This window comes from Sphingomonas sp. Sph1(2015) (assembly GCF_001970915.1).
In the GTDB taxonomy this organism is placed as follows: Bacteria; Pseudomonadota; Alphaproteobacteria; order Sphingomonadales; family Sphingomonadaceae; genus Sphingomonas; species Sphingomonas parapaucimobilis.
Window position 1 is genome coordinate 1 of sequence record NZ_MQUI01000073.1, and the last position, 11,326, is coordinate 11,326.

The following is an 11,326-nucleotide window of genomic DNA, read 5'->3' on the forward strand; positions in this document are numbered from 1 at the left end:
TGTAACGAGACATACGAACCGGCTTAAAGCTTGTTAACGATCCCCGAGCACCTTGAATGCCCAGGACAACCGCCAAGCCGCCGCCCGCATGTCCCTTCATCTAACCTACAATGTCAAAGAGCCGACAGCAAATACCGGCAACACTCCTTCACCCCGTTTCCAGGGCCTCAAGTGCGCCGATCTGTCGTAGCTGCACCGGTCAGTCGTTGCGACCACCGCTGCGGTGAAACCCCTCTAGGCGGACCCACTTTGGCGGTCAACAACATTTTTCACATCAATGTCGTTTTTCTTGCGCGCAGATGAAACATAGCCGCCCCAGCCTCCTTACCCAGCCTGCACGTCCTGCCCTTCACGCTGACGCTACGGCTTTCAGCAATACACACTCGTATCACGAACCTAGCATAGTTCTATCGACACCCTGGGCGGATGGGCTAGTCATCGCGCAGGAGATTGATATGAAACGCCTAATCACCCGGGTTAAGCGATTGCGGCAGGCCGACAGCCAGATCTCCGCGCGGGTTCGGGCCGTGCTGGTCGAGTCCCTCTATGCATCGCCTCGCTCGCTGGTCATCGGCGCACTGACCAGTAGCGCCATCGCAGGCGTCGTCGCCTATTGCAGCCGCGACGAATGGCTGATCCTCTGCGCCGTCGCGCTGGGCCTGGTAGGCCTGATCCGCATCGGTGACGCATTGTGGAGCCGCGCGGCCTCGGTGCCCGAGCAGGAACGCGGCTACCGCCTCGGTGCGCTGAGCTATGCGACCTTGCTGGGCCTGTTCGGGCTGCTGACGCTGACGCGCACCAACAATGGCGTATTGCATCTCCTCTCCGTCACGACTGCCATCGGCTATGCGGCGGGGATTGCAGGGCGCAATGCCGGGCGGCCTTTTATCGCCCTGTCCCAGCTCTGCTGCGCCTCTCTGCCACTGGCGATCGGCCTGCTCATCCCGCTCAGCCCATTAAAGGCGCTGATGGCGGCGGTGATCCTGTTCTTCGTCATCGCGATGATGGACATTACCCAGCAGACCTATGCCGCGATCCTGCGGGCCACCATCGCCTCGGAAGAGAAGGCCGCTTTGGCCGAACATCATGCACGCATGGCCCGGCGCGACGACCTGACCGGCGTGTCGAACCGCACGGCCTTTCACGAGCAATTCGAGCAGCGCCTGCAAGGTCTGGCGCAATCCGGCGACACGTTGGCACTGCTCTGGCTCGATCTCGATCGCTTCAAGGAGGTGAACGACTCCTTCGGCCATCTGGCGGGCAATGCGTTGCTCGTCGCCATCGCGCAGCGGTTGAGTGCGCAGTTCGGCGGAAAAGGCATCGTGGCCCGACTGGGAGGCGACGAGTTTGCCGTCCTGTGCCACCTCTCGCAGGATGAAGTCGTCGAACAGATCGGGGCGACCATTCTCCATCTGGTGCAACAGCCCGTGCCGTTCAGCGGCCATATATTGCACACCACGACCTCGATCGGCGTCGCCATCGCGCCCGACGACGGACGGGATGCCGACACGCTGTTGAAGAATGCCGACCTCGCCCTCTATCGCGCGAAGGAGGGCGGCCGGGGCCAGATGCTGTTCTACGAGCCGGTCATGGACGAAAAGATCGAGCGCCGCCGCCAGCTCGCCGCCGCGATGAATGGCGCGCTGGAACGGGGCGAGTTCCACCTGCTGTTCCAGCCCATCTTCCGACTGGCGGAGAACAGCATCGCGTCGTGCGAGGCGCTGCTGCGGTGGAACAGTCCGCAATTCGGCCCCGTATCCCCCGCCGAGTTCATCCCCATCGCTGAGGAAAACGGCCTGATCGTGCCGATCGGCGCCTGGGTGTTGCAGCAGGCCTGTCAGGCCGCCGCCGGCTGGCCGTCGGGCGCGATGGTCGCGGTCAACCTTTCGCCCGTGCAACTGCGCACCGCGGATTTGACCGTCATGGTCGAGGGTGCCCTGAAGGCCAGCGGGCTACCCGCGCAACGGCTGACGCTGGAGGTGACGGAGACGGTGCTGCTCGATGATGTCGAACGGTCGGTCGCCGCGCTGACCGCGCTGAACCAGATCGAGGTGTGCACGACCCTGGACGATTTCGGAACCGGCTATTCCTCGCTCAGCTATCTGACCCAGTTTCCGTTCCAGACGCTGAAGATCGACCGGTCCTTCGTCATGGACCTGGAGCATAACCCCGCCTCGATCGCGATCGTGCAGACCATTGTCGAGCTTGCGGCCAAGCTCGGGATGCGGACGGTGGCCGAGGGGGTGGAGACGCCCGCCCAGCTCGACCAGCTGCGCCGAACGCGGTGCGATGCGGTGCAGGGCTATCTGCTGGCCAAGCCGATGCCCGCCGCAGAGGTGGCCGCTTTGTTCGCCGAGGCCGCCCTCGGCAACCGGAGCCCCGGGCAAGCGGCTCGCCTGCCCGGGGCCGGTTGATCAGGCTACAGCCTTGTCCCGCAAACGACTCTGTACGGCGACCAGCCGTTCCATCCGCTTCAGGTCCCCTTCCGTCAGCCGCAACGCGGCATCCGCCCAGAGGTCGACCACGGCCTCCAGTTCCTCCAGCGGCAACGGATTGACCGCCCGCGACGCCTCATAGATGGCGCAGTGGGCGCTGTGCCGCCGCTCATTCTGGCGGATATAGTCGGCGACCATGTGCCGTCCCTCGCCCCGCTCGGCGAGGCCATGGACCAGGCCCATCTCGTAAAGCTCCTCGGCACTATAGGTCCGGCCGCTCAGGATCATCCGCTCGGCCCGCGCCGCGCCCAGCCGTCGCGACAGGAAGCAATGCGCCCCCATGCCGGGGAACAGGCCAAACATCGTCTCGGGCAGGCCGAAACTGGTGCCGCGTTCGGCGATGACGACATGGAAGGACAGAAGCGCCTCGAACCCGCCGCCCAGCGCATCCCCCTCGACCAGGCCGATGGTGATGATCGGCCGCTCCAGTCCGCGCATGTTGCGATAGAGGATACGGACGCAGCGATGGCCGTAATGGGCCAGAGCGTCATGATTGCGGTCGCGGATCGCCTGCGCAAACAGGTCGAGATCGCCGCCGAGCGAGAACACGCCGGGAAAGCGCGAGCCAAGCACCAGATAGCGGATCGGCAGCGCGTCGCTGTCGACCGCTTGCACGATCCCATCCTGCCAGCGCTCGAAATCGCTCAGCAGGTCGGGGTTGAAACTTGGCCGGGCACGCGGGCGCATCGCGGTCCAGAGCGTATGGGCGGTGCCGTCATACTGTGTTTCGAGTTGCTCGAAGCTGAGCGCGCGAACGGCATCCGACGTGAGCGAGGCGCGGCCTTCACGGAAGCCATTCGCCATTTTGGGGTCATAAGCGGTCATCGGTGATACTCTCGACATGCAGCACCATGCTGCCTGCCGAGAATAGCCCGGACGCCAATCTTGCCCCTCGCCGAAACTGCCCCGCAAGTGACAGTTTCGGCCTTATAATACATTAGTTAGCGGGTGACTGACCCAAATACTTGACGAACCATGCCAGTTGTCTCTTCATCACATCGGGGGCCTGGGTGGGAACACAATGCCCGGCATCGGGATAGATGACGAGGCTGGTCGGCACGTTCTGACTCTTCAACGCACTCCACCATTCCACCGACTGGGTGGGCGGCACCTCGATATCGCGTTCGCCAACATAGATGAAGGTCGGGGTATGTGCGGTCTTGACGTGATAGACCGCCGAGACATCCTCATAGGCCTGATAGTCGTCATAGACCGACTTGCCGAAGAACGGGATCATCCAGGTGTTGATGCCGTTGGTCCCATAATAGCTGATCCAGTCGGACAGGCCCGCCCCCGCCACGATCGCCTTGAAGCGGTTGGTCCGGGTGTTGGCCCACATCGCCATGAACCCGCCATAGGAACAGCCGGTGAGGCCCAGCCGGGCGTCGTCGATCGGCGCGATCTTCTCGACCGCATCGATCCCGGCCAGAATGTCGCGCAGGTCGCCGCCGCCAAAGTCGCGCTTGTTCGCAGCGGTAAAGGCCTCGCCCTGGCCATAGGAACCGCGCGGGTTCGGTAGGAAGCGGTAATAGCCCGCATCCTCGAAGGTGCTGCCCAATCCCTTTTCGATGAAGCGCGGCGTGCTGGCGGCGCTGGGGCCGCCATGGACCTGTACGATCATCGGCGCCCTGGCATCGGGCTTAGCTGTCAGCGGCGCCAACAGCCAGCCCTGCACCGTGAAGCCCTCGTTCGTCCAGGTGACGCTGCGCGCCTGAACGGCGGGCTGTTGGGCATCATTGTCGTGGGTTATCTGGCGCAGATCCGTCGCAGGCCCTGCATAGACGGCCGGTGCATGAGTGAAGTCCTCGACGACGCTGGCCGCCATATCGCCCTTGGCATTCCAGGCGATCCTGCCGTCTCCGGCCGACAGGCCCACGGGCCGGGCGAAGAGCGGACGCGGGGCCTGGCCCGGCGCAAGGGCCACCGCCCCCATCTGTTCGTTGCGCAGCATCGCCGCGCGCAACCCGCCCTTCGTCCAGGTCAGCGCGGTGAAGGTCATCGGCTGACCCTTGGTCTGGTTGACCGGCGTGCCGCCCGACAGTGGCACGGTCCAGACATCACCGCCGATCGAGCCGAAATCGCTCATCAGGCCGCCGATATAGGCGACGGTCTTTCCATCCGGCGACACGCGCGGCATGTTCAGCTGGGTGGCAGGATTGGCGATCGACGTCACCGCGCCGGTCTTCGCATCCACCCGGTCGAGCGTCGCCACCCACCAGTTCGCATCGCCATTGCCCAGCGCCGAGGTTACGACCAGCGACGAGCCATCGGGCGTCCAGTCATATTCGTAGATATAGCGCCCTCGCGGCGACAACGGCACGGCTTTGGCTGGTGCCCCCTCCCCTATCACCACGATGGCGAGGCGCTGTTCGTCATTGGCGACACCGATCTCCCCGACCAGCCGCGCACCCGCCTGGGTCGCACCGACATCCTTCGTCGCCCCCAGCGTGATGAGCATCGCCACCCGCTTGCCATCGGGCGAGAAGCGCGGGGTCGACGCAAGGCCTTCGACCGTCGCGACAGGCCGTACCGCGTCACCATGCGCGAGCATCAGCTTGGCGACGCCGCCGTCCCGCGCCAGAAAAGCCAGGCCATCGCCCTGCGGCGCATAGGTCAGCCCCGAATAGCTACAGGTCACGCAAGGATCGATCCGCCGCACCACGCGGCCATCGCGTGCCGAACGCACGACGATGCCGGAATGGTTGTTCTCGCCCAGCTCGATCGAGGCGACCTCGTTCCCTGACGGCGCCATCGTGAGGCCGAGATAACGATGCACCGCCGCCTGCGCTGGAAACGCAATGGCCGAAGCGAGAAGAAGAGCGAGGGGAAGACGCATCGGCGATCCTTGATGGAAAATTATCTCAGGTAAATGACACAAGGCGCTGAAGTATCTAGCATTTATGTCAGGATAGTCAGGCATCCTCGACCACGCGGATGCCGCGCGCGTCCAGTTTGGCCAGCCGTGCAGGAAGCGCCTTGCTGATCGCCAGGAGCCGGGGGCGCGGGGCCTTTTTCCACTCCCGGCATTCCGGCAGGGTCCGGGCGCAGGCCACGCACCAACCGGTGCGGCCGTCGAAACGGCATATGCTGATGCACGGACTCTTCATGCCCGCACCCCGACAAGCCCGCTATCCAACTGTCCCTGCTCGCCAAACATGACGGAGCCGATCATCGCAACCGCATGAAGGCGGCGACCGCGTTGCGGACACTGTCGGCGAACCGGTCGTAGATCATGCGGGAGACTTCCGCGATGACGGGCTGGCGATCCCGCCCTCCCCGCGCGAAGACGGCGATCGCGACGCGGCGGCCGTCGGGCATGGTGATGAACCCGACATCGTTGGTGATGCCGTCGAGCGTGCCCGTCTTGTCCTCCACCAGCGTCCCGGCCGGGAGCAGTCCGCGAATGCGGCGAGTGCCCGTCCGGCACTGGCGCATCAGACCCAGCAGATAGGCGCGGCTCTGGCTGGAGAGTGCCGTCCCGCTGTCAAGGATCCGCAGCAGCTGGACCATGGCGACCGGCGTGGCGACATCCTTGATATCCGCCAGATGCCCGCGCTCGCGGAGCAGCTGGGCGATGGTGCGGTCGACCCGCATCCCGCTGATGTTGTGCGACAACACCCATTGCTGGACCTTGGCAGGGCCGCCGAGCGTGGCGAACATCTGGTCGGCGGCCAGATTGTCGCTGCGCACGATCATCGCCTCCATTGCCTTGGCGGCGGTGCGGCCGTTGACCATGTCGTTCAGGCTGCGTCGTCCCTGATCCACCTCCGCCAGATAGGCCCCCGCAATGGCCAGCTTCACCGTGCTCGCCATCGGAAAGGGAATTTCGCCATTGACGATCGCGGTCGAACCGTCATCGAGGTCGATCGCCGCGATCCCATATTCACCGGACCGGCCGGAGAGCAGCGCGTTCATGTCGCGCTGCAGCTCGACAAGCTCCAGCGACCGCGCAGAAGCCGGAGCGGGAATGGCGCAGCAGGTCGCAATGCCCATCAGGATGAGACGGGAAAGCGGGGTAAAACGCATACAGCTTACTCGATCAAAGACGGAATCAGCGACAGCGACGCTAACCAAAAAGTGGGGCCGCGTCGCGCAGAAATATGCGGGCTTTGCGGCGAGTTGGTGGTCCGCGCGACAGGCGGCGGCTGGTCTAGGGCATGTCGCGGCTGTTACCGTCGCTTATGGCCATGAATTTCGAACTGCTGGACTTACGGGTGTTTGTCGCGATCGCCGACGGCAAGAGCTTCCTGCGCGCCGCCGAGCAATTGAACCTGTCACAACCCGCGATCAGCCGCCGGGTCCAGAAGCTGGAGGCGACGGTCGGCACGCCCCTTCTGGAGCGGACGACGCGGACGGTGCGGATGACCCCGGCGGGCAAGGAGATATTGCCGCTGCTCCGCCGCCTGCTGGAAGAGCTGGACGAGTCCCTGCTCGGCATGATGGCCTCGGGCGAACGGCAGGCAGGGCGGCTGACCATCGCCAGCATCCCCAGCGCCACGGTGCGCTTCCTGCCGGACGTTCTGGATGCGCTGGGTCGCGACTATCGCAACGTCCGGGTGCGCGTGCTCGATCTGTCGGCGACCGAGTGTGCCGAGGCGGTGCGGACGGGACAGGCCGAATTCGCCATCACCCTGCCCGTCTCGTCGGACGGCGACATGGTCTATGAGCCGCTGACCGACGATCCTTACGGCCTGGTCTGTCGGAAGGACGATCCGCTGGCCGATCTCGCCGATCCGGCCTGGAGCGATCTGGCGGGCCTGCGGTTGGTGACGGTGCATCCGGGCAGCGGCAACCGGACCGCGCTCGACGCCGGGCTGGCGCGCGCGGGCATCGAACTGCGCTGGTTCTACGAAGTGACGCGGCTGACCTCGGCGCTGGCGCTCGTGCAGGCGGGGCTGGGACCGTCGGTGCTGCCGCGGCTGGCGTGCGAGGGGCCGGATGCGCGCGATCTGGTATGGCGCTCGCTGCGCGGCGCGGAGGTCACGCGCACCATCGGCGTGCTGCGCCGCAACTCCGCCACCCTGTCCCCGGCCGCGTCACGGCTGATGGGGCTGCTCACCGAGGCCTGGGCCGCCGAACCGCGTCCCGCCCCAGCGCGCGACGAGTAACGAGGCCGAGACATTGGCGGCGCCGCTGGTCAGCGCACGGATTTCCGACAGGAAACGATCGACCGCGATCAGCATCGCCGCTGCCCCGACCGGAATATCGGGCAGCAGTGACAACGTCAGCAACAGCGCCGAGAACCCGCTGCCCGTCACGCCCGCCGCCGCCTTGGACGTGACGAGCATCACGCCGAGATAGACCGCGACCCGCTCCGGCGTCAGGGCCATGCCCAGCGCTTCGCTCAGGAACGACGTCGCGACGATCAAATACACGGCCGTCCCCGCCAGGTTGAGCGAATAGCCCAGAGGCACGGTCAGCCCCACCACGCTGCGCGGAACGCCCAGAGCCTCCAGCTTCAGGATCAGGCGCGGCAACACCACCTCGCTCGAGGAGGTGCCCAGTACGATCAGGATCTCGTCGCGGAACACGCGCAGCAGAGTGCCGCCGCCAAGCCCGGTGGTCATCCACACCAGCACGACCAGCACGGCGATCAAAAGCCCGGATGCCAGCGCCAGCGTCGCGAACAACAGCCCCAGCGAGCCGAGAAAGCCGAGGCCATAGGTGCCGACCGTATAGGCGATCGCCCCGAACGCCCCCACGGGCGCGGCGCGGACCAGGAAGCCGAAGATCGCGAATTGCAGCCGGGTCAGCGCCTCGATCCCCCGCATGATCGGCGCGCCCGCCTCGCCAATGCGCAGCAGGCCGAAACCGACCAGCCCGGCGACGAACAGTACGGGCAGGACCTCGCCCGCGGTAAAGGCCGAGAACAGCGTGTCGGGCACGATCCGCACGAGGAAATCGCCCGGCCCGGCGATGTGCCGCCCGGCCAGCTGCCGCTCCACCTCGGCCATCGCCGTGCCATAGGGCAGCAGCGGCAGGCCGCGCCCCGGCTGCATCAGCACCGCAACGCCCAGCCCGATGGCGAGCGCAGCGACGGTGATGCCCAGAAACACGATCAGGCTGCGCAGCACCGTGGCGCCCGTGTCACGCGCGGCGCCGTGGCGGACGATCCCCTCGACGATGGTGCAGAACAGGACCGGCGGCACCATCATCCGCATCGCCTTGACGAAAGCAATGCCCAACGGCCCCAGTTCGCGCCCGAACGCCGGGGCCAGCATGCCGATCAGCGTCCCGGTGACAATGCCGATCAGCATCTGGACATAAAGGTGCCGCAAGACGCGCAAGACCCCATCCGCTCCCGATATATGCATAAAACGCATCAAGTGCCCCAATCATTGCATTTGATCGAAAGGCCTTGTGCGAGGCTTAGTGCCGCGTCCGGCACGATGGCTCAAGCCCCTGCCACGACAGAAACTGTCACAACAAGAACCCGCGAGCGAGCGGGACGGCCAAAAGAGAGGTATGATGGAAGCCCGATCTCCAAGGTTCCGAACCGTGATGCCGCGCCGCGCCGCGCTGGGGCTGGCATTGCTGCTGGGGTTGAACGCCGTCAGCGCGCCCGCCCTTGCCCGCGATACGAAGCCAACAAGGGTTCGCGAGCTGCACGTCGTCACGTCGGGGGGCTTCACCGCCGCCTTCCACGCGCTGGCCGCCAAGTATGAACGCGACACCGGCATCCATATCGTTGCCGAGCACGGCCCCTCGATGGGCGACACGCCGCAGGCGATCCCAAACCGGCTCGCCCGGCATGAGGATGCCGATGTCGTGATCCTCGCTCGCAGCGGCCTAGACAAGCTGGCCGATCAGGGTCTGGTCACGAAGGGCACCGAAGTCGACCTCGGCCTGTCCAAGATCGCCATGGCGGTGAAGGCGGGCGCCCGCGCCCCCGACATCTCCACCCCCGACGCGCTCCGATCGACGCTGGTCAACGCCAAGTCGGTCGCGTGGTCGGACAGCGCCTCTGGCGTCTATATCCAGTCGACGATGCTCGACCGGCTGGGCGTCACCGATCAGGTGCGCCCAAAGGGCCGGATGATCCCCGCCACCCCGGTGGGTCAGATCGTCGCCACTGGCCAGGCCGAAATCGGTTTCCAGCAGCTCAGCGAGTTGAAGACGGTCAAAGGCATCCGCATCGTCGGCCTGATCCCGGAATCATTGCAGAAGGTGACGCCCTTCTCGGCAGGCGTCGTCGCCTGGTCGCCGCGTCAGGCCGAGGCCCGCGCGCTGATCGCCTATCTGTCCTCGCCCAAAGCCTATCCGATCATCCGCGACAGCGGATTGGAACCCGCCTCGCAAAAGGCCAAGCCATGACCACCTCCACCATCCCCTTCACCACCGCCGACACCCCACCCCCGGTCTCCGCCGAGCGTCGCAAGTCGGCGTTCAAGTCGATCTTCATCGTTGCCAGCGGCAACTTCCTGGAGATGTTCGACTTCATGGTGTTCGGCTATTACGCCACCTACATCTCAAAGGCGTTCTTTCCGACCGGCAGCGAGTTCGCCTCGCTGATGCTGACCCTGATGACCTTCGGCGCGGGCTTCCTGATGCGCCCGGTCGGCGCGCTGGTGCTGGGTGCCTATATCGACAAGCATGGGCGGCGGCAGGGCCTGCTCTTGACATTGGGCCTGATGGCGCTGGGCACGCTCGCCATCGCGATCACCCCCACCTATGCGCAGATCGGCGTCGCGGCTCCCATCATCATCCTGCTCGGCCGTCTGGTTCAGGGCCTGTCAGCAGGCGTCGAGGTTGGTGGCGTGTCGGTCTATCTGAACGAGATCGCGCCGCCGAACCGGAAAGGCTTCTTCTGTTCCTGGCAGTCGGCCAGCCAGCAGGCGGCGGTCGTGTTCGCCGCGCTGATCGGCCTGATCGTGTCGACCAGCCTGTCGCCCGAGACGATGCAGGCCTGGGGCTGGCGCATTCCCTTCATCATCGGCTGCGTGATGATCCCGTTCCTGTTCATTATCCGCCGCCACATGGAGGAAACCGAAGTCTTCCTGAAGCGCAAGGAGCATCCTCGGCTGTCGCAGATCATGCGGACCATCGGCGGCAACTGGGGCGTCGTGCTTCAGGGCGCGCTGATGGCGGTGATGACGACCGTCTTCTTCTACATGATCACCGCCTACACCCCGACCTTCGGCAACAAGGTGCTGTCGCTGACCCCGGGCGCCGCGCTGTTCGTGACGGCCTGCGTCGGCGTGACCAACTTCGTGCTGCTTCCGGTCATGGGCGCCTTGTCGGACCGGATCGGGCGTCGGCCGCTGCTGATCACGGCCACGCTGCTCGGCGCGCTGCTCGCCTATCCACTGATGAGCTGGCTGGTCGCTGCGCCCAGCTTCGGGCGGCTGCTGACCGTCGAGCTGCTGCTCGCCGCCATCTATGCCACCTACAACGGCGCGTTCATCGTGTACCTGACCGAGGCGATCCCGGCGCATGTCCGCACCGTCGGCTTCAGCCTGGCCTATAGCCTGGCCACCGCGATCTTCGGCGGCTTTACCCCCGCGATCAGCACCGCGCTGATCGGCGCGACCGGCGACAAGGCGATCCCCGGTGCGTGGTGTGCCGCCGCCGCGCTGCTGTCGCTGCTCGCCCTGTTGATCGGGTCGCGGATGCGGCGCAGCGCCGACTGATCCCCTGAACCGCCGCACGCCTGAAGGAGTGCGGCGGCCCCCTTTTTCCTATCCGAGGCAGTGGCCAAGCAGCCGCTCGCCCACCCACTGAGAGGATGCCTTCATGCATCGTGGAGCCTTGCTCGCGATCGGCCTTTGCGCGCCCCTGCCGGTCGCGAGCAAGGCTCCACGATGCATGAAGGCATCCTCTCAGTGGGTGGG

Annotated in this window: 9 protein-coding genes; 4 read left to right on the plus strand and 5 right to left on the minus strand. The window is 65.6% G+C overall.

Going from position 1 to position 11,326, the window contains the following annotated elements:
• Positions 1–455 precede the first annotated feature (455 nt).
• Positions 456–2,414: a putative bifunctional diguanylate cyclase/phosphodiesterase gene (locus BSZ14_RS17850; RefSeq protein ID WP_076711939.1), complete on the plus strand. Its 1,959-nt coding sequence runs from the start codon at positions 456–458 to the stop codon at positions 2,412–2,414.
• On the opposite strand, the gene BSZ14_RS17855 is transcribed toward BSZ14_RS17850, so the two are convergent.
• The 4 genes from BSZ14_RS17855 to BSZ14_RS17870 all read right to left on the minus strand — a co-directional run bounded on the left by BSZ14_RS17855 (position 2,415) and on the right by BSZ14_RS17870 (position 6,488).
• Positions 2,415–3,320, minus strand: coding sequence for a crotonase/enoyl-CoA hydratase family protein (locus tag BSZ14_RS17855; RefSeq protein ID WP_083748335.1), 906 nt, complete (start codon positions 3,318–3,320; stop codon positions 2,415–2,417).
• Between the two features lie 112 nt (positions 3,321–3,432).
• Positions 3,433–5,331 (minus strand): S9 family peptidase, encoded by a 1,899-nt coding sequence (locus BSZ14_RS17860; RefSeq protein WP_076711940.1) that lies wholly within the window; start codon positions 5,329–5,331, stop codon positions 3,433–3,435.
• Between the two features lie 76 nt (positions 5,332–5,407).
• Positions 5,408–5,602: a DUF1289 domain-containing protein gene (locus BSZ14_RS17865; RefSeq protein ID WP_042491430.1), complete on the minus strand. Its 195-nt coding sequence runs from the start codon at positions 5,600–5,602 to the stop codon at positions 5,408–5,410.
• Between the two features lie 61 nt (positions 5,603–5,663).
• Positions 5,664–6,488 (minus strand): serine hydrolase, encoded by an 825-nt coding sequence (locus BSZ14_RS17870; RefSeq protein ID WP_042491428.1) that lies wholly within the window; start codon positions 6,486–6,488, stop codon positions 5,664–5,666.
• Between the two features lie 188 nt (positions 6,489–6,676).
• Between BSZ14_RS17870 and BSZ14_RS17875 the strand changes: the two genes are divergently transcribed.
• Positions 6,677–7,603, plus strand: coding sequence for a LysR family transcriptional regulator (locus BSZ14_RS17875; protein ID WP_076711941.1), 927 nt, complete (start codon positions 6,677–6,679; stop codon positions 7,601–7,603).
• Here BSZ14_RS17875 and BSZ14_RS17880 read toward each other — a convergent pair.
• Positions 7,532–8,773: a cation:dicarboxylate symporter family transporter gene (locus BSZ14_RS17880; RefSeq protein WP_158069236.1), complete on the minus strand. Its 1,242-nt coding sequence runs from the start codon at positions 8,771–8,773 to the stop codon at positions 7,532–7,534. The genes BSZ14_RS17875 and BSZ14_RS17880 overlap by 72 nt on opposite strands.
• Before the next feature lie 223 nt (positions 8,774–8,996).
• On the opposite strand from BSZ14_RS17880, the gene BSZ14_RS17885 reads away from it, so the two are divergent.
• Together BSZ14_RS17885 and BSZ14_RS17890 are read left to right on the plus strand one after the other, a co-directional pair.
• Positions 8,997–9,809: a substrate-binding domain-containing protein gene (locus BSZ14_RS17885; RefSeq protein WP_076711943.1), complete on the plus strand. Its 813-nt coding sequence runs from the start codon at positions 8,997–8,999 to the stop codon at positions 9,807–9,809.
• A complete protein-coding gene (locus BSZ14_RS17890) occupies positions 9,806–11,125 on the plus strand; it encodes an MFS transporter (protein ID WP_241823826.1) in 1,320 nt (439 codons plus the stop codon). Before BSZ14_RS17885 ends, BSZ14_RS17890 begins: the two co-directional genes overlap by 4 nt.
• The last annotated feature ends 201 nt before the right edge of the window (positions 11,126–11,326 follow it).